Origin of the sequence: Klebsiella sp. JB_Kp004, assembly GCF_040065795.1 — a bacterium.
Classification (GTDB): Bacteria; Pseudomonadota; Gammaproteobacteria; order Enterobacterales; family Enterobacteriaceae; genus Klebsiella; species Klebsiella quasipneumoniae.
Genome location: NZ_JBEAKW010000053.1, coordinates 42,939 through 67,587 on the forward strand (window position 1 = coordinate 42,939; position 24,649 = coordinate 67,587).

The window sequence follows — 24,649 nt, forward strand, 5'->3', positions numbered from 1 at the left end:
TACGGATTTCGCTATTTGATAGAATTCCTGAAATAAGAGATGCTGAGTTTCATAAATCGTGCAGATGAAGGAGGCGTGATGGACAGGGTGATTGCGGCGCAGGTATATCTGCGGATTTGCGAACTGGGAAGCCTCAGCGCCGCGGCGCGCGCGCTGGGGATGTCGCGCCCGATGGTCAGCCGCTATCTGGAACAGATGGAGAGCTGGGCCGGCGCCCGGCTGATCCATCGCTCAACCCGGCGGCTGACGCTGACCCCGGCGGGGGAGAAGGTGTTGCTCAAGACCCGCGGGTTGACGCGGATCGCCGATGAAATCGCCGGCGAGCGCCAGCGGGCCGACCCCAGCGGCACGCTGCGGGTGGCGTGCGCGCATTTTACCGCGATGCAGCTGATCTCCCCGCTGCTGCCGGACTTTCTCGCTCGCTATCCGCTGTTGCGCCTGGAGCTGGATATCAATAACCATCCGGTCAGCCTGATCGGCGAGCGCATCGACGTGGCCATTCGCATTACCGATAATCCGGAGGCCGGGGCTATCGCTCGCCGTCTCGGCGTGTGCCGGTCGCTACTCTGCGCTGCGCCGCGCTGGCTCCGCCAGCATGGTCCGCTGACGACGCTTGACGATCTGCAACAGCATAACTGCCTGTTATACAGCCATTTTGCCGGCCAGCGCTGGCAGTTCAGCGATGCGCAGGGGCAGGAGGCGTCGGTGTCGGTGAACGGTAATCTGAGCGCGGGGATCTCTTCCTTGCTGCTGGAGGCGGCGGTCGCCGGGTGCGGCATCGCGATGCTCCCCGAACTGGAGGCGCGGGGTGCGATTGCCAGCGGCGCGCTGGAGGTGGTGCTGCCTGACTGGACGCCGAAGGCGCTGAGCGTTTACGGCATCTATCTTTCCCGCGACTATCAGCCCGATGGGCTGCCGCTGTTTCTGGATGCGCTGCAGCGACGTCTGGGGGAGACGCTCGCCGATGCCTGAGCAGCGGCGTCGCCTTCAGCGGCAACACCGGCGGGCGGCGGCCCTGCCGGTGAGCTGACGATGAGACTTACTCGTTGCCCCACTGATTGAGGAAGTTAGCGATATCGTCAATACGGCGCTCGTCAATGGCCGCCTCGCGGGCCATCTCCTGCTGCGCTTCTTCGTCGATCTCTTCGTTATGGCTTAACCGCGCAATCAGCAGCTGAAAATAGCGCGCCAGCGCATCGCGTTCCTCATCCTTAACCGGGGCAGCCGCTTCGGTCTCGTATTCGTCCACGATGTCATAAAATTTCAGGGGGATGTCATTACTCATCTGTCGTCCTCAGGATTGGCGTCAGGGCCGGGGTTAGCGCACAGCGGCGGGCGAGTATCATAGCATGCAGCCGGTAGGCTGCAGGAGAGGAAAAATCGCCGCGCCGGCGAGGCGAGAGAGCAGATACCGATCCCCGGGGGCGGAGGGTAAAACCGGCGCGCGATGTCGCACGCCGGTCTGCCGGGAGGCTTAGACTACCCCGTCCCCACCGTCAGAGCACCAAACCTGGCCGGAGGTATAAGAGCAGGCATCGGATGCCAGGGTGACGTACAGCGGGGCGATCTCGACCGGCTGTCCCGGACGCCCCATCGGCGTGTCTTTCCCGAACTGTTTCACTTTCTCGTCCGGCTGACCGCCACTGGACTGCAGTACCGTCCAGTAAGGGCCTGGCGCCACGGCGTTAACGCGAATGCCACGTTTTGCCACCTGTTTGGCCAGCGATTTAGTGAAGATCGCCAGGCAGGCTTTGGTCTGGGCGTAATCGAGCAGGATTGGACTGGGTTTATAAGCCTGCACCGAGGTGGTGTTGATGATCGCGCTCCCGGCCTGGAGATGGGGCAGCGCGGCGCGGGTGATCCAGAACGGCGCGTAGACATTGGTTTTAAAGGTGGCGTCAAAGTCTTCGGTGGTGAGCTCCTCGAGAGTCTCACAATATTGCTGACGCCCGGCGTTATTGACCAGGATGCTCAGGCCACCCAGCTGTTCCACCGCGTCGGCCACCAGCGACTGACAGAAGGACTCGGAGCGAATATCCCCCGGCAGGGCTACCGCGGTGCGGCCTTCGGCTTTAATCAGGGCGATGACTTCATCGGCATCCTCTTGCTCTTCCGGCAGATAGCTTATGGCGACATCGGCCCCTTCGCGGGCAAAGGCGATCGCCACCGCGCGGCCAATGCCGGAGTCACCGCCGGTAATGAGCGCTTTCTTACCGGCCAGCCGCCCGGTGCCGGTGTAGCTGGTTTCCCCATGGTCCGGTGACGGCTCCATTTCCGCATCCAGACCCGGCGGGTTTTGTTCTTGCTCCGGGAACTCCGGACGTGGAGCCGTCTCTTCTGGCAACATGGAGGTGGGTAATTTCTTCATTGGCGGTTTTTCATCTTGCATAGTCATCTCCTTCAGACAGAACGGGCCAGCTGTAAGGATAGGTCAGGTTCCCCCATCGCCAGACCCCAGGTGACTCGCCCATGGCCAGTGAATGCCCGGGAAAAGTGGCACTGTTATTTCTTAACCGACTGATCCCCGGCGTATTTAAGTGAATAGCGCTGCGTTAATATCGCTGGGGTGAAATTAGGATTATTCCATCAATATTTAACGTGGCTGGGCTATTTTTCTCCCCGGGAAAAATTTTTTAAAGACGGAGAGGAAGACGCGTCGTGAAAAAGGGAATATTAAGTTAACCCGCTACGCATGGCTAATAACGCCATGCCTCTTAGGTGGTATTTTTTGTAAGGATGGCTGTCCGGGAGTGGAAGAAATATTTATTCATCACTTTATTTTCATTTGTTTACAAACGAGGATCGCTGTCCGCAGAATAGACCATAATGGGCATATAATCCAAAGCGAAGAAGGGGTTGCGGAAAGATTAACTTTTAGTGCCGCTTCGCTGTGGTTAATTTATTTATTGGTAACACTGATTAATGGCCGGAATTAATTTGACTCCTGCGGGTATTCCTCTAGTGTTAGATATCGAGGGCGATGATTTGTAACAGGGTCATTTTCCATTTACCAACCGATATTGATCAAACCAAAGGTGAACATTATGGCAGAGCATAGAGGCGGTTCAGGTAATTTTGCAGAAGATCGTGAAAAAGCATCCGAAGCCGGGCGTAAAGGTGGACAGCACAGCGGCGGGAACTTTAAAAATGATCCTGAGCGTGCATCCGAAGCCGGTAAAAAGGGTGGTAAGAACAGTCATGGCGGCGGCCGTAAATCCGGCGACAGCTAGCGACTGATGACCCGTGACGCCGTTTCGACGGCGTCGGGACAGAAACCTGTGGGCCAGGCGGTCCGCAGGTTTCTGTTTATTTGCGTACGCTTTCACTTACCCATCGTCTATTGTCCGCAACGGAAGAAAAGAAGCAGGATAATTAAATTATAGTAACCTTAATAATTAAGCACTGTTTACCGCAACGGCAATGTGCCGGCGAAGCGGTAAGGGCGAGTAAATGACGGCACTGTTTTTATGGCTGCGGAAAGGGAAGATATTGTCAGCCGGGTATTAACCGCCGGATGCCAGGAGTGGGCAGCAACACATCCGCTTACTAAATATTGTTCAGATCTAAGGTAATAAAATGAAACTGACGCCGGTATTTATTAAGCGTTGTCATCTTGTGGCCGCCGTTATGTGGGTGGGTCTGGCGATACCCTCGTTAATCTGGTGGAAAGACAGCGTCCTGTGGGTCATTCTCATCAGTATTTATGCGAATATTGTTGGGCATTTATCCGGATATAGCGCAGCGCGAGCTGACCAGGCGGCGGAAGAGAATGAAGACTCCCCGTCAAAATAAAAAATTAATGATCAGAGGTGTATATGACGGATAGTGAAAATTACCATAACTGGCTTCGCGATGCCCATGCCATGGAAAAACAGGCCGAGTCACTGCTTATGGCCACCATCAGACGCCTCGATAATGAACCGCAATTACGGACCCGCCTTGAACAACATCTCTATGAAACCCGTCGGCAACTGTCGGCCCTGCAGGACCTTATCGCCCGCAACCACATTTCCCGCTCGGCGCTGAAGGATGCGATGAGCCGGGTCGCAGCCCTGGGCCAGACTATTGGCATCATGCTGCCCGGCGATGAGCTCATTAAACTGATTATCACCGCCTACGTTTTTGCCCATTTTGAGGTCGCCTGCTATACCGCTTTATTAACGGCGGCGAAGCGAGTGGGGGACCATAGCGCGATGCCTACTCTGGAAGGGATCCTTGCCGAAGAGAGAGGGATGGCTGACTGGCTGCTGCATCATCTGCCGGCGCTGACCGGGCAATATCTGATGCATAACAATCTGCCCGGCGTTGAGGCCGGACAATAAGCCGCCGGAGTCAATTATGGTTAAGCGCCACACCATCGCGCTGCTCGCCACCGAGAAAGCGGTTCCGCTGAAATTAACCGCCAGGCAGCAGGCGCTGGTGGACGCGGTGGCCAACAGGGCCCCTCCTGCAGAGCATGATCCCGTATCGCCTGTCGGCAAAGCAGACGTCAGGAACAGGAGGGCGCGCTGAGGAAGCTGACAGTGGCGGGCAGAACGCAAGGTGATAGTGATGCAACAGGAAGAGTGGTTTCACAGAGCGGTCATCTATCAGGTGGACAGTTCTCTGTTTTACGATGCCAACGGCGATGGGTTTGGCGATCTTGCCGGTATCCGCCAAAAGCTGCACTACATTCGTAGTCTGGGGGCGACGGTGCTCTGGCTGACCCCTTTCTATCTCACCCCCCTGCAGGATGATGGCTATGATATCAGCGACCATCTGCAGCCCGATCCCCGCTTCGGGACCATCGCCGACGTGATTGAGCTGATTGCCCGCGCCCGGGAGCTGGGACTGCGGGTGATCGTTGAGCTGGTTATCCAGCATACCTCTGCCCGGCACCCGTGGTTTCAGGCGGCGCGACGCGATCCCCGCTCGCCGTGGCGACCATACTATCTTTGGGCCGATCGGCCGCCGGAGAACGACGATCCGCCCATGTTTCCCGGCGTCGAGGAGAGCGTCTGGAGCTGGGACGACCAGGCCGGACAATACTATCGTCACATGTTTTATCGGCATGAGCCCGACCTGAATCTCGCTCATCCGCCGGTGATCGCCGAAATTGAAAACATCATCACCTTCTGGCTGCAGGCCGGGGTGTCAGGATTTCGCCTCGATGCGGCGTCACATCTGGTGAAGCAGGCCGGGAAGGGCGAAGAGGCGCGGGGCTACCCGCTGCTGACGCATCTTCGCCAGGTCGTGCAGCGCCTCAACCCCGACGCGATACTGTTGGGTGAAGTGGACGTGGAGGTGGAAGCGTATCGCCATTATTTCGGCCGCGGCGATCGGCTGCAGATGGTGCTCAATTTCTGGCTTAATAAATACCTCTATGTCAGCCTGGCGCAGCAGCGCGCCACCCCGGTGGTGAAGGCGCTGCAGGCGATGGTAGCCCCGCCGGACGGATGCTGCTTCGTCAACTGGCTGCGTAACCATGATGAACTGGACCTGGAGGGGATTGGCGAACGCAACAAGCGCCAGGTTATCCGCACCTTTGCCCCGGATAAATCGATGTCGGTTTACCAGCGCGGCGTGCGCCGGCGGCTGGCGCCGATGCTGGGTGGCGATACCCGACGCATCGCGCTGGCCCATGCTATCCTGCTGGCGCTGCCTGGCGTGCCGGTGATGCGCTATGGCGACGAGATTGGTATGGGCGACGATCTGCGCTTACCGGAGCGCTACGCGGTCCGAACGCCGATGCAGTGGTCGGCGGCGCCCAACGGCGGCTTCTCCCGGGCGGCGCGGGATGATTTGCCGGTAAAACCGGTGGCCAGCGGACGGTTTCGCTACCAGCGGATCAATGTCGAAGCGGCGCTGCGCCACCCCCGCTCGCTACTGCATCGGGTGCGCAATATGGTGCTGGCGCGCACGGAATATACTGAACCGGGATCCATCCCTTTTACCCTCCTTACGGTGAAGCCTGCCGCTGTGCTGGCCTTGTGCTATCGCAGCGAATCGCGGGAGGTGCTGATGCTGGCGAATTGCGGCCAGCAGGCGGTAGAGGTGCAGCTCCCGCCGCTGGCCGAGGGCTACTGGAGCCCGATTCTGGAAGATAAGTTCTACCAGGACGGGCTGCGCGGCGGGGAAGAGGCGCGGCTGGCGCTCTCAGGGTATGGCTACCGCTGGTTCAGCCGCAGCCTGGCTTAGCGCCGTCTCCCCGGTCGGCGGAACAACGCGCGCAGGGCCATCGTCGCCACCGCCACGCCGACGCCAGCAGCCACTTTTCCCGGGAGATCGGCGCTGATGGTCACTGCTTTACGCCGCGCGCCCTCGTTAAAAGGGCCGTGTCCGGGATGATTGCCGCGTACCGGCGTGAACAGGTCGTCCTGGTGCTCTGCCGGCTTCGGCTGGCCGGTAAACTGTCCCTCCCACGCTTTCTTCACCATCAGCCGATCGAGCAGACGAGGGAAGAAGACCTGGCCGAGGATCGACTGGATGGTGCTTTTCCCCACCCACAGCTCGTTCACCGGCCGCTGGATCACGCTGTAGATAGCCTCGGCGGCGACCTCCGGCTGATAGACCGGCGGTACCGGCTGCATGGCCTGATCCATTTTGTTGCGCGCCCAGCCAAACTGAGCGGTGTTCATCCCCGGCAGCTGGACCATGGTCAACTGGATGTGGCTTTTCTCATGCATCAGCTCGGTGCGCACGGCATCGGTGAAGCCGCGAATGGCCGCTTTGGCTCCGCAATAGGCCGACTGCAGGGGGATCGAGCGCCAGGCCAGCGCCGATCCAGCCTGAATAATCACCCCCCGATCCCGGGGCGTCATCACCTCCAGCGCCGCGCGGGTGCCGTTGACATAGCCGAGATAGGTCACCTCCGTCACCCGGCGAAATTCGTCGTCGCTCATCTGACGAAAGGGCGCCAGTACGGTGGTCATGGCGTTGTTGATCCAGACGTCTATGGCACCGAGGGTGGCTTCCACCTCGGCGGCGGCGCGCTGCACAGCCCCGGCATCGGCAACATCGGCGCTAATCGTCAGCGTTTTGACGCCAAACCGTTCGCAGGCCTGCTGCGTCTCCTGCAGACCCGTTTCATCGCGGGCGATCAGCGCCACGTGATATCCTGCGCGGGCGAAACGCAGCGCGGTGGCTTTTCCTGCCCCGGCGGTTCCGCCGGTAATAACCATCACGGACATAATGACCTCATTCATTTTTTCGCTATCGTAAATTTAAGCTGCACGGAACGAATAATTATTAAGCACAAATAATAACAGTGAGGTGGGAAATATCCTGGAATAAGCGCAGTGTGAATCAGGCGACATATCGTGATGACTCTGGCCTGTTTCTGCATAAGCAGGCGTTGAGGTTCTATAATCTGTAAGGTCCCTGACAACCCGCGAGGAGGAAAAATGTTGACATCAAACACGCGTAGCGTTGAAAAAGAAGAGGATGACGCCACCCGCGCCCCGGAATCGGGGGATAAACAACCGGAGCGCGATAAATAGCTCTTCCGGTGTTATTCCTGTTGCGGAATAATGGATATCTGGCCGTTACGTTCGAGAATAGCGAATTTGATCGCTTTCAGTTCATAAATCCCATGGTGCTGCCTGGCCGCCAGCAGGATATCATCGACAGAAATATTGACGAGCTTGATTTTCTCATCGATGACAGCACCATTTTCCACTACGATAACCGGCGTGCCATCAAGGAAATTTTCCGCCTGGGCAAATTTTTTCTTAATATAACCAAATAAAATATCAATACTGACCAGGGTGACGATAGTCAGCATCGAACCGGTGACGGAATAGTCTGTGCTGAGCATCGCCTGCTGGGTAGCTTCGCTGATAATCAGCAGCAATATCAGGTCAAAATTCGTTAACTGCATCAGGGTTCGTCTGCCGGCAATCTTGAAAATAACTAGCAATATCAGATAGATTGCTGCGGCTCTAAGGACCATTTCCATCGCGACTCCTACGGATAGACAAACTGCTGCCAGCTGACGGCAGGGCGATCGTTGACGGCCGCCTGCAGGGAGAGAGTGCCTATGGTTTTGGGGGTAATCGCTAACCACACCGAGAGCGGCGAGCGGCTGGTCGTCCGCTGATACACCAGATATAATTTCCCGTCGGCACTGTACATTTTATCCGGCTGCGGGCGGATATCGCCAAGCTGGTAGCGAGTTAATAACGTGGCGGCGAAGCTGATCGTCGTGTCATTTTCCTGGGTGGGTTTGATCTGAATATTCAGTTCGGTTTCACTCATCAGTCTGGCATAACGCTGGTAATCGACGATTAATTCACCTCCGGCGCTTTCCCGGTGCGCCTCACTGAAATAACCAGAGGACCACAGGCCGCTTAACGCGGTAAGGATAATGAGGCTGAGTGCAATTATCCCATAGCGCCTGAAGCGATATTCAAAGCGGAGCGCTCGTTCATTTTCGTCGACGATGGGACAAGACTGTTGATTCTCAATCATTATTATTTTCCCCGCGTTTCGTTTCGGCATCAGCGCAACGATAAGGACATTCTTATATTAGACGATATCAGAACAATTGACTTTGTAAAAATGGCCAGCCTCAGCCAGGCTTTATTCTGTTCATCAGCAAAAACAAGGAGGCATGATGAAAAAATTAGCCTTGGCCATGGCCTGTTTGTTTGCCGCCGCTGTCGCGCAAGCGGACGATAAGGGCGGTTTTAGCCAGGATGCCGCGCCGCCGCCGCCGCACAAACTGGATGACGGCTATCGCGGCGTTGAGGAGGGGCGGATCATGACCGTTGAGCAGGCGAAAACCATGCACGACGGCGCCACGATTTCGCTGCGCGGCAATCTGCTGACCCGGCAGGGAGATGACCGTTATCAGTTTCGCGATAAAAGCGGCACCATCACCGCCATTATTCCGGTTGCCGCGTTTAATGAACAGCATGTAGAGCCTGACGATCTGGTCAGTATTAACGGTAGCCTTGATCGCAAAATGACGCCGCCGGTAGTGCGTATCGATCGCCTGCTCAAACAGTCGCCTAAATAAGGGGAGCTTGCCGGTATGAGCACAACATCTCACACGCATGGCGAGGAGCGCGGGAAGCACCCTGCGCGCGAGGCGCCAGGCGAACAGGGCGAAGTGCCGCGTAAACGGGACGACAGCGAGGATGACAAAACCGATCCTTACCATCCTCACGATGGCCGTTAGCGTCACCCGCAACGGGAACTTTTCGGGAACGCCGGGGGGGCGGGCCGCAGAATAGACGCAGGTTCGGCATCAGGCACTATACTTTTTGTTCGACATCATCACAGGAGGAGTCATATGGCGATTCATAAGAAAGGGCTGGCGCACTGGGAAGGCGATCTCAAGCATGGCAAAGGCACCGTGTCGACGGAGAGCGGGGCGCTGAGCCAGCAGCCCTACGGCTTTAACACCCGTTTTGAAGGGGTGAAAGGCACCAACCCTGAGGAGCTGATCGGCGCCGCGCATGCCGCCTGCTTCTCGATGGCTCTGTCGCTGATGCTCAGCGAAGAGGGCTATACCGCGACGTCCATCGACACCACCGCGGTGGTCACCCTCAATAAAACCGACGGCGGGTTTGCGATAACCGACATCGCGCTGCAAAGCCAGATTGTCCTGCCGGGCGTCGCGCCGGCGGCGTTCGATGAGATCATCCAGAAAGCGAAGGCCGGCTGCCCGGTATCGCAGGTGCTGAAAGCCAATATCACCCTCGACTACCAGCTGAATCCGTAAGCTGTCGTGCCCGCACTCTGCGGGCACCGTTCCCGCGATCTCTCTCCCCGCCACTGCCTCCGCTGCGCAATAGTGGTATCTTGGGTCCTTTCGCAAACGTAAAGGACTCCATCATGATCGGCATTCGCGGGATGATCGAGGCGCAGGTGCTCGGCCTGACCGGCATGGCGCTAAAAGAGATTGATTTTGAACAGCCCAAAGGGGAGCCGGGGCTGTTTGGTCCGCAATCAGCCATCTGGCAGGTGCATGGCGATTTTACCTCTATGTTGTGCGGCGGCATTAGCGCGCTGCTGCTGCAGATGCTGCATCCCCTGGCGCTGGCCGGCGTCTGGGACCACTCCCGTTTTCGCGAGGATATCTTTGGCCGCCTGCGCCGCACCAGTCAGTTTATCTCCGCCACCACCTTCGCCGCCACCCCCGACGCGGAGCGGCTGATCGCCAAAGTGCAGGGGATCCATCAGCGGATCGCCGGGGTGGACAAGGACGGCACGCCGTATCAGGCAAGCGACCCGGCGCTGTTGACCTGGGTGCATGTCGCCGAGTGCAGCCGCTTTATGGCCTCCCACCTGCGCTATAAGCGCACGGTGGTCAGCGACCAGCGCCAGGAGGACTATTTTCGCGAGTCGGCGGAGATCGCTCGCCGGCTGGGGGCCGAGGATATTCCCCGGACGCCGAATGAGGTCGCGGACTATCTTGAGGCGATGCGCCCGCAGCTGCGCTGTGACGAACGTACCCGGGAGGTGGCTGAGGTGCTGCTCACCACCCGTCTGCCGGGTCGCCTGAGTCAGCCGGTTGGCCAGGTGATGATGCGGGCCGGGATCGATCTTCTGCCGCCATGGGCGCAGGAGATGCTGGGACTGTCGCTGACGCCGCTGCAGCGGCGCACGACGCGTCTGATGGTGCAGGCTATCGCCCGCGTGCTGCGCGCCTCGGTACGCAACGGCGCCTGGCATTGCGCCATGCGCCGGATGGCGGAGGCGTGATTCAGCCCGCCTCGCTCAGGTGCCGGGCAATCAGCGCCTCCAGGCTACCGTCCGCTCGCCATTCGTTCAACGCGTCGTTCACCGCGCTAAAGCGGGCCACGTCTTCCCGGGCGACGCAGATGGCCTGGTGGATCTCGGTAAAATTATCCGCCAGGACCCGCACCTCCGGATGGCGGCGCGCTGTCGCCTCCAGCGGCTGACGGATGCCGGCGACCATATCCCCTTCACCGGCGAGGAAGGCGACGATGGCCTCCTGCGAGGAGGGGAGACGATTCAGGCTGGCGTGCTGCAGATGGCGGGTTAACCACAGATCGTAGGCGGCGTTTTGCCCGACGTTAATCGTGGTTGCCGGGCGATCCATATCGGCCACGCTCTGGCAGGGCGAACCGGCTCTCACCAGCGCGGTTCCCTGGATGGTGATATAGGGAGAGGTAAAGCGCAGGGTCGCCTCCCGTGCCGGATCGATGGCCAGAAAGGCAATATCCCAGCGTTCGCCGCCGGCGTCGGCCACCACTTTACCGGCGGCAGGATAGGTGACGAACTCGGCGGCGACGCCCCAGCGCTTCGCCAGTCGATGGCTGAGCTCGGGGGTAATGCCTGTCGGCACGCCCCTTTCGCCAGGATGGGCCAGTACCGCATTGCCCAGATTAATGGCAAAACGCAGCCGGGAGGGTGTGATATCTGACATCGCTGACTCCTGTGGTGGCTAAGAGAAGGCGGCCCGACCTGTCGGCGCCAGTGATAAGATAGTCCATCCGCACGCGGTTGTACCTCTCCGGCCACACTTTCAGAATCTATTCGTTAACGACCGCAGCGAATTCGTTAAACCGCAAGGCAATGGCTTTTATATTGTTAAGCATAAACTCAGCTTGTCAGTTTATTCTTCCCGCTCACTGAGGGAGAGAAATAATGACACAACATAATTTTGACAATGATAATAAATATCATCAGCGTTCGGAGCAGGCGCGAAAGAGTACCCTGGTTAGCGTGGTGGTCAATATTTTTCTCTCCACGTTGCAGATTGCGGTGGGAATATTCTCGGGTTCCCAGGGGTTAATTGCCGATGGAATGCACTCTTTTTCCGATCTGCTCGCCGATGGCGTTGTGCTGGTGGCGAATAAAAAGAGTCGCCGGCCCTCTGACCACGATCACCATTATGGCCACTGGCGCTATGAGAACGGCGCCTCTCTGGTCCTCGGCGCGATCCTGGCGCTGGTCGGGGTCGGTATGCTGTGGTCTGCGGCGGGTCATCTCGCGCAACCGCAGACGATTGCGCCGGTGCACAGCGTTGCGCTGTGGATGGCGCTGTCGGCGCTGGTGGTCAAAGAGGGGCTGTTTCGCTATATGCTGGCGGCCGCCAGGCGGCTGAACTCCTCGCTGCTCATCGCCAACGCCTGGCATGCCCGCTCGGACGCCGCGTCATCCCTGGTGGTGGCGTTGGGGATTATCGGTAATCTGGCCGGGTTTGCCTGGTTCGATCCGCTCGCCGCGCTGGCGGTGGGGCTGGTGATTACGCGGATGGGCTATCGTTTCGCCGCCACCGCGCTGCACGATTTAATGGACCGCGCCGTCGATGAAGAGACGCAGCGGGCGATCGCCGGCACGCTGCGGGCCACGCCGGGCGTGGCGGGTCTGCACGATTTGAAAACCCGTAAGGCGGGGGATCTGGTGCTGGTGGATGTCCATCTCGAGGTGGCCGGAGAGCTGTCGGTAGCCGAAGGGCATCAGATTGCCCGGCAGGCGCGGGCGCGAGTCATAGCGCACCATCCGGTGCTCAATGTGATGGTGCATCTCGATCCCAGCGCGGCGGTTGCCGGTTCGCCGGGGAAGGCAAACTGCCTGACGTCATAAGCGGAAAACAGACTGGCTCAGCGGTTATTTAACCTCTGAGCCATTATTCCTCGCGCCACCCGCTCGCACATTGATTGCCCGAACGATAAATAAGGCTCATACTGAGCCGGCCATTGCCATCGCTAAATAATGGCGCAGATCTGCCCGTTGCAGTTAACGATAAAATAAACCAATCGGTTCATCGATACTCTCTATTTTTTATTTAGAGATAATAACCAGAGCGGTAATTCAGGAAGTCAGACAATGATCATTCGGCCAGAACAACACTGGTTTCTTCGCCTATTTGACTGGCACGGCTCCGTGCTGTCGAAAATCATCTTTCGTCTGCTGCTTAATGTGCTGATGTCCATCATCGCCATTATCAGCTATCAATGGTACGCGCAGTGGGGGATCCACTTAACGGTGGCGCCGTTCAGCCTGCTGGGGATCGCGATAGCGATTTTCCTCGGCTTTCGCAACAGCGCCAGCTATAGCCGCTTCGTCGAGGCGCGCAATCTGTGGGGGACGGTGCTTATCGCCGAACGTACGCTGGTGCGCCAGTTGCGCAATATCCTGCCGGCCGAACACGATGCCCATCGCCGCATTGTCAGCTACCTGGTGGCTTTTAGCTGGAGCCTGAAGCACCAGCTGCGCAAAACCGATCCGACGGCTGAGCTGCGGCGGTTGCTGCCGGCGGACCAGGTGGCGGAGATCCTCGCCAGCTCAATGCCCACCAACCGGATCCTGCTGCTGGTCGGCAACGAAATCGGCCAGCTGCGCGAGGCGGGCAAGCTTAGCGACATCACCTATGGGCTGATGGACAACAAACTCGATGAGCTGGCGCACGTGCTGGGCGGCTGCGAAAGGCTGGCCACCACCCCGGTGCCGTTCGCCTATACCCTGATCCTACAGCGCACCGTGTATCTGTTCTGCACGCTGCTGCCGTTCGCCCTGGTCGGGGATCTGCACTACATGACGCCGTTTGTCTCGGTCTTTATCTCCTACACCTTTTTGTCGTGGGATTCACTGGCGGAAGAGCTGGAGGATCCCTTCGGCACCGCCGCCAACGACCTGCCGCTGAACGCGATGTGCAATACCATTGAGCGCAATCTGCTCGACATGACCGGTCAACATCCGCTGCCGGAGACGCTGCGTCCGGACCGGTACTTCAACCTGACCTGAGCCCTGCGCACCGGGCAGTTTCCGCTGCCCGGTCATCACTTTCCCGCGCCCATGCGACCCGCCGCGCGGAGGGGGCGATAAAAGCAAAATTTGCAAATAAGTTAAATTTAACACCCGATAGATAACATCAATTATACAGATTTGTGGTGTATGTTATTATTCGGTTAACAAACGCAGTACCTACGCTTTCCCATCGTACTATCCTTGAGAAACAGCATTCTTATCAGGTGACGCCGCGCACACCACGCCTCGTCGCCGGGGCCGTCGCACGCTTTTTTTCCGCCGGCGGCGGCCAGAACAGAGCAGCAGGAGTAAAAAGATGACCAATAAAAGACGCGCGGTTCCCGGTGTTCACCCTTATGACGGTCCGGCAGGCGGGTGGGGCGCGTTGAAGGCGACGGCCATCGCCGTGCGTACCCAGATGGATGCCTTTGAAGCGCCCGCCACGCTGCTGCGAACCAACCAGCCTGACGGTTTCGATTGCCCGGGCTGCGCCTGGCCGGATAAAGAGCATAAATCCACTTTTCAGTTTTGCGAAAACGGCGCCAAAGCTGTGACCTGGGAGGCGACCACCAAACGGGTGACGCCAGCGTTCCTCGCGGCTAACACCGTGACCTCCCTGCTGGCGAAAAGCGATTTTGAACTGGAGGGCTATGGCCGCTTAACACATCCTTTGGTTTACGACCGCGCCAGCGACACGCTGCGCCCGGTGGCGTGGGAAGAGGCTTTCGCCCGTATCGGCGAGATCCTTCGCGGCCTGCAGCCGGATGAAGTTGAATTCTACACCTCCGGACGGGCCTCCAATGAAGCGGCGTGGCTGTTTCAGCTGTTTGCCCGCGAGTATGGCACCAATAACTTTCCCGACTGCTCTAACATGTGCCATGAATCCACCAGCGTGGGCCTGCCGCAGTCGATCGGCATTGGCAAAGGCACCGTTTCCCTCGACGATTTTGACCAGACCGAGCTGGTGATCTCTATCGGCCATAATCCGGGCACCAACCACCCGCGGATGATGGGCACCCTGCATGAGCTTTCCCGCCGCGGCGTGCCGATTATCGTTTTTAATCCGCTGCGTGAGCGGGCGCTGGAGCGTTTTGCCGACCCGCAAAACGTGATGGAGATGGCGACGTATCGCTCGACGCCGATCGCCTCGACCTACTACCAGGTGCGGGCCGGCGGCGACGCGGCGGCGCTGAAAGGGATCGCCAAAGCGCTGCTGCAGCTGGAGGAGGAGCAGGGCCAGGTGCTCGACCACGCGTTTATTGCGCAACATACCCAGGGGTTCGCCGCCTTCGCCGAGGATCTGCACGCCACCCGCTGGCAGGACATTGAGCAGGAGTCCGGCCTGACGCGCGAGTCGCTGACCCAGGTCGCCGTGGCCTATGCCAAATCCAGGGCCACCATCGTCACCTACGGCATGGGGATCACTCAGCATAATAAAGGCACTTCCAACGTCCGGCTGATTGCCGACCTGCTGCTGATGCGCGGCAATATCGGCAAGCCGGGGGCGGGCATCTGTCCGCTGCGCGGCCACTCTAACGTGCAGGGAAACCGCACCGTTGGGATCAGCGAAAAACCTTCCGCGGCCTTCCTCGACAGCCTGCAGCGGGTGATGGGGATCACGCCGCCGCGGCATCATGGTCACGATGCGGTGAAGGCGCTGGAGGCCATGATCGCCGGCGACGCCAAAGCCCTGATCTGCCTCGGGGGCAACTTCGCCGTGGCGATGCCGGATCACGAACGCGCCTTCCCGGCGATGCGCGGCCTTGAGCTCAGCGTGCACGTCGGCACCAAGCTCAACCGCTCGCACCTGCTGACGGCGAAAGAGACCTTTATTCTGCCGTGCCTTGGCCGCACCGAGCTTGACCTGCAGGCCAGCGGCCGACAGTCGATCACCGTCGAGGATTCGATGTCGATGGTGCATGCCTCGTCAGGCAAGCTAAAGCCCGCCTCGCCGACGCTGCGTTCGGAGCCGGCGATTGTCGCCGGTCTGGCGATCGCCACTCTGCCGGCCAGCAAAGTGGACTGGCTGTATCTGGTGGAAGATTACGACCGTATTCGGGAGCTGATCGAACAGACCATTCCGGGGTTCGAAAATTATAACCAGCGCATTCGCCACCCCGGGGGCTTTCGCATGCCGCTGCCGCCGACCGAGCGCATCTGGCCTACCGCCACCGGCAAAGCCATGTTCTCGGTTTTCAAAGGCGTGCATGAGAACGTGGTGGTGGAGGGCGAGGAGGTGATGCGCTTAGTGACCCTGCGCAGCCACGACCAGTACAACACCACCATCTACGCCATGGATGACCGCTACCGCGGCGTCTTCGGCCGCCGCGACGTGCTGTTTATGAACGAGCAGGATATGGCCGCCCAGGGTCTGGAGCATGGCGATCGGGTCGATATCCACACTGCGCTGCCGGGCAGCTCGCTGACGCTCAGAGATATCACGGTGGTGGCCTACGGCATCGCGCCCGGCACCGTCGGCGCCTATTATCCGGAAGCCAACGTGCTGGTGCCGCTGAACTATCTGGATGAAGAGAGCGGGACGCCCTCCTATAAGTCGGTCCCCGTCCGCCTGACGCTGCGCTCGAAAGAGATCCGCCCGCTGTCCGGTGTGCGTTAAAGAAGGAGGGCGTTGGGCGGCGTCGCGCCGTCCTGCGCCCGTCGCCCCCTCGTCTCCTCGCTTGAATTTATCGGTTATGAAACTAACATTCTGGTAACCTGTGCGCGGCCCCGGGGGTGAACGGCGGGGTTCAAACGGGAAAAAGAATGGACATTAAGCAACTCAAGTATTTGATCGCGCTCGATCAGACGCGCCATTTTGGCCAGGCGGCGGCAGCCTGCCATATTACCCAGCCGACCCTCTCCATGCGCATTCGTAATCTGGAAGAGGAGCTGAACCTGACCCTTATCCAGCGCGGCCAGCGCTTCGAGGGTTTTACCCCGGAGGGGGAGCGGATCCTGGCCTGGGCGCGGGCGGTGCTGGCCGCCCATGACGGTCTGGCGGCGGAGGCGGCCATTTGTCGCGGACAGATGGTCGGTCAGCTGCGGGTTGGCATGGTGCCGCTGGCGAGCCTCAATCCGATGCAGCTGATTAAACCTCTCGCGGAGAAATACCCGGCGCTGCAGTTCAGCCTGCTGTCAATGACCTCGGAGCAGATTATCGATGGCGTCAGCCGCAACCAGCTGGACCTGGGGATCTGTTACCTGCAGCATCTGGATGAACGTCTGTTTAAGATCGCCCGGCTGCCGCAAACCCGGATGGGACTGTTGCACGATAAACGCCATTTCGACTTCAGCGACGGGACGCCGGGGTGGGATAGGCTGGCGACGCTGCCCCTTGGCTTTCTGACCAAGGGAATGTACTACCGGGAATCCATTGAAATCAGCTTTAAGGCCAAAGGGCTAACGCCGAAGTCTGTCTTTGAAAGCGATTCGACGTTTCAGATTATCCAGGCGGTGCAGGCGGGGATCTGCTGCGCCATCATGCCGCTCAACAACGGCCTGGAGGCCCTCAGCGACAATCTTGACATCCTGCCCATCGCCGAAAGCCAGGTCGATTCGCAGCTGGCGCTGATTATGCGCCAGCAGGAGCCGGTCTCGACCCTGGCGGAAAAATGCTTTGCCGAGGCGCAGGGGATTTTTGGCTGAGGCCAGCCTCAGATATTTTCCAGTCGAATGCCCCGGGTTCTCGGGCCGAAGATCCCCACCGACAGCATCACCATCAGCATACTGACGACGATAAAGCTAATCACCCCCGGCGTGCCGGCATATTGCAGAATAATGCCGATCAGGATGCTGGTCACCGCGGTCGAGAGCCGGCTGAACGAGTAGCAGAAGCCGACGGCGCGGGCGCGAATATGGGTCGGGAAGACCTCGGCCTGGTAGGCGTGGTAGCTGATGGTCAGCCAGGCGTTGGACCAGGTGATCATAAACCCGCAGATCACCAGCAGAACCGGACTGTTCTGCAGGGCAAACAGGGTGCCGAAGATGACGGTCATCAGCGCGGAGAGGACGATCTGCCACTTGTTCTCAAAGCGATGCACGAAGCGGGTGCAGAACAGGCAGCCCAGCGGATAGGCGAGGGTGATAAAGAAGGCGTACAGCAGACTGTGGGTAATGCTGGCGCCCTGACCGGAGAGCAATGCCGGCAGCCAGTTGCCAAAGCCGAAGAAACCGATCGCCTGGAAGAAATTCATCACCATCAGCATCAGGGTGCGCTGCCGATACTGCGGCGCCCAGATTTCGCGGAAGGTGCCGCGTTTGACGACGCTCTCCGCCGCCTGCGCATGCTTCGGCGACGGCGTCAGGCCGCAGCGGGCTTCCATCGCGCACATCACCGCATGCGCCTCATCATGCCGCCCTTTGGTTTCCAGCCAGCGGGCTGACTCCGGCAGTTTTTTGCGGATAAACCAGATCGCCAGCGAGAACAGCGCGCCGAAGATGATCACCCAGCGCCAGCCGCTGAGGCCGAAGAGGGTGGTTGGCACCAATATCCAGGACATCAGCGCCACCGCCGGAACCGACAGAAACTGGATAAAGAAGGCAAAGGCGAAGGCTTTATTGCGCAGGTGGGTAGGGACCCATTCGCTGAGGTAAGTGTCAATGGTCACCAGCTCAATGCCGAGGCCGATTCCCACCATAAAGCGGAAGAAGATCACCCCTTCCGCGCTGCTCTGGGTCGCCATCAGCAGCGAGAAAAAGCCGTACCAGGCGAGCGCCACCATAAAGGTCAGCCGGCGTCCCAGCTTGTCCGCCAGCGGCGCCAGCAGGCTCGCGCCGATAAACAGCCCCATAAAGGTGGCGGAGGCAAAGGCCGCCTGATCGGCGATGCCAAGGATCCCCGCCGCGCCGGTGTGGAAAATACCCTCCGCCAGCAGGCCCGCGCTAATGTACCCGGTCTGGAACAAGTCGTAGAGCTCGAAGAAGCCGCCGAGAGAGAGCAGGGTGATAAACGACCATAACCCGAAGGAGGCGGGCAACGCGTCAATGCGTCCGGTTAAGCTGGCGTGCGGTTGTCCTGGCGAAGCATAGGGCGTTTCGCCGAGAACCTGGGTGGTAGACATGGTGTTGTGTTCCTCAGGAAGAATGGTTTGCCTGCTAATGTTAAGTGATTGTTAATAGTTTTAAATTTTTAATCTTTAGAGTTAACGGCAATCTTTAGCGCAAGATCGCGCCGTACAGGAGGAAAGTTGAGATTCATGCTGCTTTTCGCCGTACGCCAGGGGAAGAATTGAAGTAAATCACCGTGGACGGCAATGCTCCCCGCCTGGCGTTATCGCGCTGCCCAGGGTCCGGGCCAGACAGAGTAAACGAATCCTCACCGGCGGCGTTTTCCCGCTTTACCCGCTATTACGCCGGGCTATAATGTGCCCACTTTCATACAGGAGTCATGCGTTGGACAGTCATCCTTATTGTTTTTCTCCGGCAAGCTAACGCGACTGTTTTCGCTGCTTGCCGAACCGGCGGGCAGCAATCTTTGATTATCGGATTGCCTCCCTTAATGTAGTGATTCGCGACCGTACGCGAGAGGCACCATTATGTTTCTGTTTCCCACCAGCTTATTTCCTCCACCATCACCCGCCCGCTAATTGCCCGGCGCGGCTGAGCGCGACATCAATAATTTTTGGCTTTCTGTTATCTGGAGGAAGGCGCGATGGTATTTCCTTATATGACACATTTACTCGCGGCGATGCTGCTGGGAGCGCTGATCGGCGCGGAAAGACAGTGGCGGCAACGTATGGCCGGCTTGCGGACCAATGCGCTGGTGGCCACCGGCGCGGCGGTGTTTATTCTTAGCGCGATGTCGGCGTCGCCGGACAGCCCCGGGCGCATTGCGGCGCAGATCGTCTCCGGTATCGGCTTCCTTGGGGCGGGAGTGATTATGCGCGATGGCATGAACGTTCGCGGCCTCAATACCGCCGCCACCCTGTGGTGCTCGGCCGGTATCGGTGTCCTCTGCGGCCTGGGACAGTTCTGGAACGCGACGGCGGCGACGCTGATTATTCTGTGCGCCAATATCCTGCTCCGCGAAGCGGCGCAGCGCATTCATGCCTTGCCGGGCGCCGGAGACGAAGAGAAACGCTATATCTTGCGCGTCACCTGTTTACGCGAGCATGAAAAGGCCGTGCGTCAGCTGCTGCTGAATATTGCTCAGCAGCAGAGGTTCACCCTGCAGGGGCTGCAGTCGGCGGCGGCAGATACGGCGGATCAGCTGGAGATTTGCGCGGAGCTGATTAGCCATAAGCAGCATCACAAAACGCTGGCGCAGATTATGGCGCAGGTGGCCGGCCAGCAGAACGTCACCTCGGTACACTGGCGCGTCGGAGAAGCGTAGAGACAGGCGGCGGGGCAGCAGACATGGCCGCTCGCCGCGCGATTCGCCAAGCCGCGGGAAAGCGGCTAGAATGGCCTCCTGCCGGAGGTTATAAGAATGTTAAATAATGGATGTGTGTCGTCGGGATCTGGCCAGACTATGACGATGGCTGATTTTCGCTTTACCCGCGTGATGGCCGAGCAGGCGGCGCGTGCCCGTCTGACGCTGGACGACGATCAGCTGTCGCTCATCGCCCGCCTCGACGCCCTGGGCCAGCAGCTGTTGTCCGCGCCCGGCACGCCGCAGGGACTGTACGTTTGGGGACGCACCGGGCGAGGGAAAAGCTTTATTCTCGACCACTTTTTTGCCAGCCTGCCGCTCGCCGCCAGGCGTCGGGTCCATTTTCATCACTTCTTCCGCGAACTGCATCAGCGGCTGAATGCCCCCGGCGCGCCCGGCCTGCAGGCGGTGATGATGCAGATGACCTCCGGCTGCCGCCTGCTGTGCTTTGACGAATTTCATCTTCACGACCCCGGCGACGCCATGCTGATGAAGGCGCTGCTGGAACACCTTTTTCAACGGGGCATCGTGCTGCTGGCAACCTCTAACTACCCGCCGGAGATGCTGCTGCCTAATCCGCTGTATCACGATCGCTTTTTACCGTCGATCGCGCTGATCCGCGCCCATCTGGCGGTCGTCGCGCTTAACGGCGAGGAGGATTATCGCGAACGGCACCTGAGCCAGGATAACGCCTTCTGCAGCGGGCGGCTATGGGTTAACCCGAGCGAACAACAGCGTCAGCTGTACGATCTGCCCTCGCTGCCTGCCGAACCGGTTCCGCTGGCGGTAGGCTATCGCACGCTGCAGGCGGCCGCGGCGTCACCCGACTTGCTCCATTTCTCTTTTGCCCAGCTCTGCCAGGCCGCCACGGCGGTGATGGACTATCTGTCGCTCAGCGAACGTTATGCCGTCTGGTTGCTGGACGAGGTGCCGCCGCTGGCCACGGTAGGGCCGGCGGCCCAGCAGCGCTTTATCAACGTGATTGATGTGCTGTATGAAAAGCAGATCCGCCTGCTGCTGGTGACCCGCTGCGACCTGGAGACGCTGGTGGCCGGGGTGGAACTGGAGGATATTCAGCGAACGCGGAGCCGCCTGCAACAGCTGCCGCGGGCGGTATAAAAAAACGCCCCGGCGGGTGCCAGGGCGAGGGGATCACAGGTCGAAACGGTCGAGGTTCATGACCTTGGTCCAGGCGGCGACAAAGTCATGCACCAGCTTCTGCTGCCCGTCGGCGCAGGCGTAGACTTCCGCCAGCGCGCGCAGGACCGAGTTGGAGCCAAACACCAGATCCACGCGGGTGGCGCTGTACTTCGCTTCGCCGGTTTTACGGTCGCTGCCGGTAAACAGCTCCGCCCGATCATCGGCCGCTTTCCAGACGGTGGCCATATCCAGCAGGTTGACGAAGAAGTCATTGCTGAGCACGCCGACGCGGTCGGTAAACACCCCGTGTTTGCTGCCGTCGTAGTTGGCGCCCAGCACGCGCAGTCCACCCACCAGAACCGTCATCTCCGGAGCGGTTAAGGTCAGCTGCTGCGCTTTATCGATCAGCAGCGTTTCCGTCGACACACCGCCCTCGATGCGACGGTAGTTGCGGAAGCCATCCGCCAGCGGCTGCAGCAGGTCAAACGACTCGACGTCGGTCTGCTCAGGCAGGGCGTCGACGCGGCCTGGAGTAAACGGCACGTTGACGCTGACGCCGGCCGCCGCCGCAGCCTGCTCCACGCCGACCACGCCAGCCAGCACGATGATATCGGCCAGCGACGCTTTGCCGGAGGCGCGTTGGATCGCCTGCAGGGTCGGCAGCACCCGACTGGCGATAGCATTGACCGGCCAGTCTTTCTGCGGGGCCAGCGCCAGACGCGCGCCGTTGGCGCCGCCGCGCTTATCACCGCCGCGGAAGGTGGAGGCGGAGGCCCAGGCGACCGACACCAGCTCACTCACCGACAGGCCGGCACCAGCGATGGCGGTTTTCAGGCTGGCGATGTCGTCCGCGCTCGGCTGATGGGTCGCCGCCGGCAGCGGATCCTGCCAAATGAGATCTTCTTTCGGCACTTCCGGTCCGAGGTAACGGGATTTCGGCCCCATATCGCGGTGGGTCAGCTTGAACCACGCCCGGGCGAACGCCTCGTTAAAGGCCTGCGGATCGTTGAGGAAGCGACGGGAGATCTTCTCAAACTCCGGGTCGAAGCGCAGGGTCAGGTCGGTGACCAGCATGGTCGGTTTGCGCTTTTTACCCGGGTTAAACGGATCCGGGATAATTTCCGGCGCGTCTTTGGCTTCGAACTGGATAGCGCCCGCCGGGCTGCGGGTCTGCACCCATTCGTATTTGAACAGGTTCTCGAAAAAGTAGTTGCTCCACTGGGTGGGCGTCTGCGTCCAGACCACTTCAAGACCGGAGGTGATGGCATCCGCGCCTGCGCCGCTGCCGTAGCTGGAGTGCCAGCCCAGACCCTGAGCTTCCAGCGGGGCGGCTTCCGGCTCGGCGCCGACGTGGCTGGTCTCGGCTGCGCCGTGGGTTTTACCCAGGGTGTGGCCGCCGGCGATCAGCGCGACAATCTCTTCATCGTCCATCGCCATATTGCCGAAGGTGGCGCGAATGGCCGCCGCGGCGGACAGCGGCTCGCCGCTGGCGTTAGGGCCTTCCGGGTTAACGTAGATCAGCCCCATTTCGGTGGCGCCGATGGCCTGTTTCGCCAGGCTTTCCGGGTGACGGTGGGCCAGCCACTCTTTCTCATCGCCCCAGTCGACGTCCAGATCCGGTTCCCAGACATCTTCACGACCGGCGCCAAAGCCAAAGGTGCGGAAGCCGGCGTTTTCCAGCGCCACGTTACCCGCCAGCATGTAAAGGTCGGCCCAGGAGATTTTCTGGCCATATTTCTGTTTCACCGGCCACAGCAGACGGCGGGCTTTATCGAGGCTGACGTTATCAGGCCAGGAGTTCAGCGGCGCAAAGCGCTGCTGTCCACGACCCGCGCCGCCGCGACCGTCAACGGTGCGGTAGGTGCCGGCGCCGTGCCAGGCCATACGAATAAACAGACCGATATAGCTGCCCCAGTCTGCCGGCCACCACTCTTGCGAATCGGTCAGCAGCGCTCTGAGGTCAGCCTTCAGCGCGGAGTAATCGAGCTTTTTAAACTCTTCCCTGTAGTTAAAATCCTCACCCAACGGGTTGGAACGACTGGAGTGCTGGTTCAACAGATCGACACGCAGCTGGTTAGGCCACCAGTCGCGGTTGCCGGTGCCGCTGCCGGCGCTCTGCTTGGGCGTCTCGGCGTGGAAAGGGCACTTTCCGGCGGATGCGTTGTTGGATGGGTCGTTAGACGTGCTCATATCAGGCTCCGTTTGCTTTTGTGAATGCCGTTACGATATACACTGCTACCAATAAGCGATATTTGAATGAGTCTACGGATTTAATAGCTAATTCCGTTCAACGAAGGGCGAAACACCCTCTTATATGCCCTGGCGGATCCAGGGGTAAAAAATAAACCTCATCATTAACCATAGTCGTAACGAGACGGCAAAGGAAACGATCTGTATCAAACGGGCAGAAGGAATGCTAATTGTTTGAGATATGACAATTTTACTATGAGAAAAGGATGAGGGTTTTCCGCTGCGCGAGCGTAACGAATGCCCGGCGCAGGGGTTGTTGGCAGACGCAGAATAAGCTAATACTTAGACACCATGTGACTGGCGCTAAAGACAGAATACTGTTGGGGAGCATGGTCAACGTCGCCGCGCGCCTGGGCATTACCGCTATCTGGAGATAAGTTATGCCTGAATTAGCTTCTTTAATGGCCTTTGCCGCGGTGGCGCTGGGGTTAGTGTTAACCCCTGGCCCCAATATGATGTATCTCACTTCGCGTTCGATTTGCCAGGGAAAACGCGCTGGCTTTATCTCCCTTGCCGGGGTGGCCGTGGGTTTTTTCTTCTATATGTTGTGTGCCGCTTTCGGCATTACCGCGTTGGTTTTCGCGGTCCCTTATGCCTACGATGCATTGCGTTTGTGCGGGGTCGCTTATTTGCTCTATCTGGCGTGGCAGGCGATTAAACCGGGAGGGCGGCCGATATTCGCGGCGCGCGACTTACCCGCCGACAGTGGGCGTAAGCTGTTTCTGATGGGATTTATCACCAGCCTGGCGAACCCCAAAGTTGCCATCCTGTATTTGTCCCTGCTGCCGCAATTTATCACCCCCGGACTCGGCAGCGTGCTCAGCCAGTCGTTAATATTAGGCTGTACCCAGGTATTAATCAGCGTGGCGGTGAACGGCCTGATTATCTTGCTGGCCGGGCAGGTGGCGCTTTTTCTTGGTCGGCGGCCGGGCTGGCAACAATTTCAACGCTGGCTGATGGCGACGGTACTGGCCGGGATGGCGGTTAAGATCGCTTTTGAGGCCAGAAAATAACCGGGTTTACCGGGGAAAGGGGAGCCAGCGAGACCTGTCGCTGGCCAACCTCGCGCCCTGATGCCTTTCTCTCACTGCGCAAGGCTCTCCACGCTCTAACATGCTGATACATTTCTGCCAGATCATTAGCAACCTTTCAGTAGGGCTAACGCCGCGATAAGGCTATGCTTCC

The 24,649-nt window shown here is 59.3% G+C and carries 25 protein-coding genes and 1 riboswitch; of the genes, 17 read left to right on the forward strand and 8 right to left on the reverse strand.

The genetic code is table 11. From position 1 onward, the window contains the following. Positions 1-78: 78 nt before the first annotated feature. On the forward strand, positions 79-972 hold the full coding sequence (locus ABLX76_RS24870) for a LysR family transcriptional regulator (protein ID WP_044523447.1): 894 nt from the start codon (positions 79-81) through the stop codon (positions 970-972). 67 nt (positions 973-1,039) lie between these two features. Here the strand turns inward: ABLX76_RS24870 and ABLX76_RS24875 are convergent, their stop codons facing one another. Both ABLX76_RS24875 and ABLX76_RS24880 read right to left on the reverse strand, forming a co-directional pair. Continuing rightward, positions 1,040-1,285: a DUF2543 family protein gene (locus ABLX76_RS24875; RefSeq protein WP_348875404.1), complete on the reverse strand. Its 246-nt coding sequence runs from the start codon at positions 1,283-1,285 to the stop codon at positions 1,040-1,042. 189 nt (positions 1,286-1,474) lie between these two features. After that, on the reverse strand, positions 1,475-2,389 hold the full coding sequence (locus ABLX76_RS24880; RefSeq protein ID WP_023289828.1) for an SDR family oxidoreductase: 915 nt from the start codon (positions 2,387-2,389) through the stop codon (positions 1,475-1,477). A gap of 655 nt (positions 2,390-3,044) precedes the next feature. Here ABLX76_RS24880 and ABLX76_RS24885 point away from each other — a divergent pair. The 5 genes from ABLX76_RS24885 to ABLX76_RS24905 all read left to right on the forward strand — a co-directional run bounded on the left by ABLX76_RS24885 (position 3,045) and on the right by ABLX76_RS24905 (position 6,177). After that, on the forward strand, positions 3,045-3,230 hold the full coding sequence (locus ABLX76_RS24885; protein WP_004143718.1) for a general stress protein: 186 nt from the start codon (positions 3,045-3,047) through the stop codon (positions 3,228-3,230). A 346-nt stretch (positions 3,231-3,576) separates the two neighbouring features. Beyond that, positions 3,577-3,792, forward strand: coding sequence for a hypothetical protein (locus ABLX76_RS24890; RefSeq protein WP_004202641.1), 216 nt, complete (start codon positions 3,577-3,579; stop codon positions 3,790-3,792). A gap of 23 nt (positions 3,793-3,815) precedes the next feature. Beyond that, positions 3,816-4,322: a ferritin-like domain-containing protein gene (locus tag ABLX76_RS24895; RefSeq protein WP_023289827.1), complete on the forward strand. Its 507-nt coding sequence runs from the start codon at positions 3,816-3,818 to the stop codon at positions 4,320-4,322. 16 nt (positions 4,323-4,338) lie between these two features. Further along, complete coding sequence (locus ABLX76_RS24900; protein WP_277475700.1) at positions 4,339-4,512, forward strand: hypothetical protein; 174 nt, start codon at positions 4,339-4,341, stop codon at positions 4,510-4,512. Positions 4,513-4,551: 39 nt separating this feature from the next. Further along, a complete protein-coding gene (locus ABLX76_RS24905) occupies positions 4,552-6,177 on the forward strand; it encodes an alpha-amylase family protein (protein ID WP_348875405.1) in 1,626 nt (541 codons plus the stop codon). Here the strand turns inward: ABLX76_RS24905 and ABLX76_RS24910 are convergent. The 3 genes from ABLX76_RS24910 to ABLX76_RS24920 form a co-directional block, all read right to left on the reverse strand. Continuing rightward, complete coding sequence (locus ABLX76_RS24910; RefSeq protein WP_218811016.1) at positions 6,174-7,169, reverse strand: SDR family oxidoreductase; 996 nt, start codon at positions 7,167-7,169, stop codon at positions 6,174-6,176. The genes ABLX76_RS24905 and ABLX76_RS24910 overlap by 4 nt on opposite strands. A gap of 320 nt (positions 7,170-7,489) precedes the next feature. After that, positions 7,490-7,936 (reverse strand): YetF domain-containing protein, encoded by a 447-nt coding sequence (locus ABLX76_RS24915; RefSeq protein WP_243806525.1) that lies wholly within the window; start codon positions 7,934-7,936, stop codon positions 7,490-7,492. A gap of 8 nt (positions 7,937-7,944) precedes the next feature. Further along, complete coding sequence (locus ABLX76_RS24920) at positions 7,945-8,448, reverse strand: hypothetical protein (protein WP_117132237.1); 504 nt, start codon at positions 8,446-8,448, stop codon at positions 7,945-7,947. Positions 8,449-8,593: 145 nt separating this feature from the next. Here ABLX76_RS24920 and ABLX76_RS24925 point away from each other — a divergent pair, with 145 nt between their 5' ends. The 4 genes from ABLX76_RS24925 to ABLX76_RS24940 all read left to right on the forward strand — a co-directional run bounded on the left by ABLX76_RS24925 (position 8,594) and on the right by ABLX76_RS24940 (position 10,689). After that, positions 8,594-8,998 carry a YdeI family stress tolerance OB fold protein gene (locus ABLX76_RS24925; RefSeq protein ID WP_032452981.1) on the forward strand — a complete coding sequence of 135 codons (405 nt, stop codon included), beginning with the start codon at positions 8,594-8,596 and terminating at the stop codon, positions 8,996-8,998. A 15-nt stretch (positions 8,999-9,013) separates the two neighbouring features. Beyond that, positions 9,014-9,160, forward strand: coding sequence for a hypothetical protein (locus ABLX76_RS24930; RefSeq protein ID WP_065881663.1), 147 nt, complete (start codon positions 9,014-9,016; stop codon positions 9,158-9,160). Positions 9,161-9,274: 114 nt separating this feature from the next. Then, the gene (locus ABLX76_RS24935; protein WP_004202630.1) at positions 9,275-9,706 is read left to right on the forward strand and encodes an OsmC family protein; all 432 of its coding nucleotides are present in this window, start codon (positions 9,275-9,277) and stop codon (positions 9,704-9,706) included. A 113-nt stretch (positions 9,707-9,819) separates the two neighbouring features. Continuing rightward, positions 9,820-10,689, forward strand: a complete 870-nt coding sequence (locus tag ABLX76_RS24940; protein WP_050533451.1) for an oxygenase MpaB family protein — start codon at positions 9,820-9,822, stop codon at positions 10,687-10,689. A gap of 1 nt (position 10,690) precedes the next feature. Here ABLX76_RS24940 and ABLX76_RS24945 read toward each other — a convergent pair whose 3' ends face one another. Next, positions 10,691-11,377, reverse strand: a complete 687-nt coding sequence (locus ABLX76_RS24945) for an ABC transporter substrate-binding protein (RefSeq protein WP_348875406.1) — start codon at positions 11,375-11,377, stop codon at positions 10,691-10,693. A gap of 221 nt (positions 11,378-11,598) precedes the next feature. On the opposite strand from ABLX76_RS24945, the gene ABLX76_RS24950 reads away from it, so the two are divergent. The 4 genes from ABLX76_RS24950 (at position 11,599) to ABLX76_RS24965 (ending at position 17,349) form a co-directional block, all read left to right on the forward strand. Beyond that, positions 11,599-12,540, forward strand: a complete 942-nt coding sequence (locus ABLX76_RS24950) for a cation diffusion facilitator family transporter (protein WP_348875407.1) — start codon at positions 11,599-11,601, stop codon at positions 12,538-12,540. A 243-nt stretch (positions 12,541-12,783) separates the two neighbouring features. After that, positions 12,784-13,701: a bestrophin family ion channel gene (locus ABLX76_RS24955; RefSeq protein ID WP_049013675.1), complete on the forward strand. Its 918-nt coding sequence runs from the start codon at positions 12,784-12,786 to the stop codon at positions 13,699-13,701. Between the two features lie 319 nt (positions 13,702-14,020). Beyond that, positions 14,021-16,321, forward strand: coding sequence for an FdhF/YdeP family oxidoreductase (locus tag ABLX76_RS24960; protein ID WP_218810955.1), 2,301 nt, complete (start codon positions 14,021-14,023; stop codon positions 16,319-16,321). 146 nt (positions 16,322-16,467) lie between these two features. Next, positions 16,468-17,349, forward strand: a complete 882-nt coding sequence (locus ABLX76_RS24965; RefSeq protein ID WP_049013677.1) for a LysR family transcriptional regulator — start codon at positions 16,468-16,470, stop codon at positions 17,347-17,349. Positions 17,350-17,357: 8 nt separating this feature from the next. Here the strand turns inward: ABLX76_RS24965 and ABLX76_RS24970 are convergent, their stop codons facing one another. After that, positions 17,358-18,764 carry an MFS transporter gene (locus ABLX76_RS24970; RefSeq protein WP_348875409.1) on the reverse strand — a complete coding sequence of 469 codons (1,407 nt, stop codon included), beginning with the start codon at positions 18,762-18,764 and terminating at the stop codon, positions 17,358-17,360. A gap of 590 nt (positions 18,765-19,354) precedes the next feature. Between ABLX76_RS24970 and ABLX76_RS24975 the strand changes: the two genes are divergently transcribed. Next, positions 19,355-20,035 (forward strand): MgtC family protein, encoded by a 681-nt coding sequence (locus ABLX76_RS24975; protein ID WP_032452970.1) that lies wholly within the window; start codon positions 19,355-19,357, stop codon positions 20,033-20,035. Positions 20,036-20,173: 138 nt separating this feature from the next. Further along, positions 20,174-21,193, forward strand: a complete 1,020-nt coding sequence (gene zapE / locus ABLX76_RS24980; protein WP_223822578.1) for a cell division protein ZapE — start codon at positions 20,174-20,176, stop codon at positions 21,191-21,193. Between the two features lie 33 nt (positions 21,194-21,226). Here the strand turns inward: zapE and katG are convergent, their stop codons facing one another. Beyond that, a complete protein-coding gene (katG, locus tag ABLX76_RS24985) occupies positions 21,227-23,404 on the reverse strand; it encodes a catalase/peroxidase HPI (RefSeq protein WP_044523422.1) in 2,178 nt (725 codons plus the stop codon). Positions 23,405-23,747: 343 nt separating this feature from the next. After that, positions 23,748-23,827, forward strand: a riboswitch (ZMP/ZTP riboswitch). 17 nt (positions 23,828-23,844) lie between these two features. Here katG and ABLX76_RS24990 point away from each other — a divergent pair. Beyond that, the gene (locus tag ABLX76_RS24990; protein ID WP_241515957.1) at positions 23,845-24,477 is read left to right on the forward strand and encodes a LysE family translocator; all 633 of its coding nucleotides are present in this window, start codon (positions 23,845-23,847) and stop codon (positions 24,475-24,477) included. Positions 24,478-24,649: the final 172 nt, after the last annotated feature.

Bases quoted from the DNA above. Each gene is read 5' to 3' on its own strand.
- ABLX76_RS24870 (WP_044523447.1), top strand. From the start codon at position 79: ATGGACAGGGTGATTGCGGCGCAGGTATATCTGCGGATTTGCGAACTG.
- ABLX76_RS24910 (WP_218811016.1), bottom strand. From the start codon at position 7,169: ATGTCCGTGATGGTTATTACCGGCGGAACCGCCGGGGCAGGAAAAGCC.
- ABLX76_RS24915 (WP_243806525.1), bottom strand. From the start codon at position 7,936: ATGGAAATGGTCCTTAGAGCCGCAGCAATCTATCTGATATTGCTAGTT.
- ABLX76_RS24965 (WP_049013677.1), top strand. From the start codon at position 16,468: ATGGACATTAAGCAACTCAAGTATTTGATCGCGCTCGATCAGACGCGC.
- ABLX76_RS24975 (WP_032452970.1), top strand. From the start codon at position 19,355: ATGGTATTTCCTTATATGACACATTTACTCGCGGCGATGCTGCTGGGA.
- ABLX76_RS24955 (WP_049013675.1), top strand. From the start codon at position 12,784: ATGATCATTCGGCCAGAACAACACTGGTTTCTTCGCCTATTTGACTGG.
- zapE (WP_223822578.1), top strand. From the start codon at position 20,174: ATGACGATGGCTGATTTTCGCTTTACCCGCGTGATGGCCGAGCAGGCG.
- ABLX76_RS24960 (WP_218810955.1), top strand. From the start codon at position 14,021: ATGACCAATAAAAGACGCGCGGTTCCCGGTGTTCACCCTTATGACGGT.
- ABLX76_RS24880 (WP_023289828.1), bottom strand. From the start codon at position 2,389: ATGCAAGATGAAAAACCGCCAATGAAGAAATTACCCACCTCCATGTTG.
- katG (WP_044523422.1), bottom strand. From the start codon at position 23,404: ATGAGCACGTCTAACGACCCATCCAACAACGCATCCGCCGGAAAGTGC.
- ABLX76_RS24925 (WP_032452981.1), top strand. From the start codon at position 8,594: ATGAAAAAATTAGCCTTGGCCATGGCCTGTTTGTTTGCCGCCGCTGTC.
- ABLX76_RS24945 (WP_348875406.1), bottom strand. From the start codon at position 11,377: ATGTCAGATATCACACCCTCCCGGCTGCGTTTTGCCATTAATCTGGGC.
- ABLX76_RS24935 (WP_004202630.1), top strand. From the start codon at position 9,275: ATGGCGATTCATAAGAAAGGGCTGGCGCACTGGGAAGGCGATCTCAAG.
- ABLX76_RS24900 (WP_277475700.1), top strand. From the start codon at position 4,339: ATGGTTAAGCGCCACACCATCGCGCTGCTCGCCACCGAGAAAGCGGTT.
- ABLX76_RS24890 (WP_004202641.1), top strand. From the start codon at position 3,577: ATGAAACTGACGCCGGTATTTATTAAGCGTTGTCATCTTGTGGCCGCC.
- ABLX76_RS24885 (WP_004143718.1), top strand. From the start codon at position 3,045: ATGGCAGAGCATAGAGGCGGTTCAGGTAATTTTGCAGAAGATCGTGAA.
- ABLX76_RS24970 (WP_348875409.1), bottom strand. From the start codon at position 18,764: ATGTCTACCACCCAGGTTCTCGGCGAAACGCCCTATGCTTCGCCAGGA.
- ABLX76_RS24990 (WP_241515957.1), top strand. From the start codon at position 23,845: ATGCCTGAATTAGCTTCTTTAATGGCCTTTGCCGCGGTGGCGCTGGGG.
- ABLX76_RS24875 (WP_348875404.1), bottom strand. From the start codon at position 1,285: ATGAGTAATGACATCCCCCTGAAATTTTATGACATCGTGGACGAATAC.
- ABLX76_RS24950 (WP_348875407.1), top strand. From the start codon at position 11,599: ATGACACAACATAATTTTGACAATGATAATAAATATCATCAGCGTTCG.
- ABLX76_RS24905 (WP_348875405.1), top strand. From the start codon at position 4,552: ATGCAACAGGAAGAGTGGTTTCACAGAGCGGTCATCTATCAGGTGGAC.
- ABLX76_RS24940 (WP_050533451.1), top strand. From the start codon at position 9,820: ATGATCGGCATTCGCGGGATGATCGAGGCGCAGGTGCTCGGCCTGACC.
- ABLX76_RS24930 (WP_065881663.1), top strand. From the start codon at position 9,014: ATGAGCACAACATCTCACACGCATGGCGAGGAGCGCGGGAAGCACCCT.
- ABLX76_RS24895 (WP_023289827.1), top strand. From the start codon at position 3,816: ATGACGGATAGTGAAAATTACCATAACTGGCTTCGCGATGCCCATGCC.
- ABLX76_RS24920 (WP_117132237.1), bottom strand. From the start codon at position 8,448: ATGATTGAGAATCAACAGTCTTGTCCCATCGTCGACGAAAATGAACGA.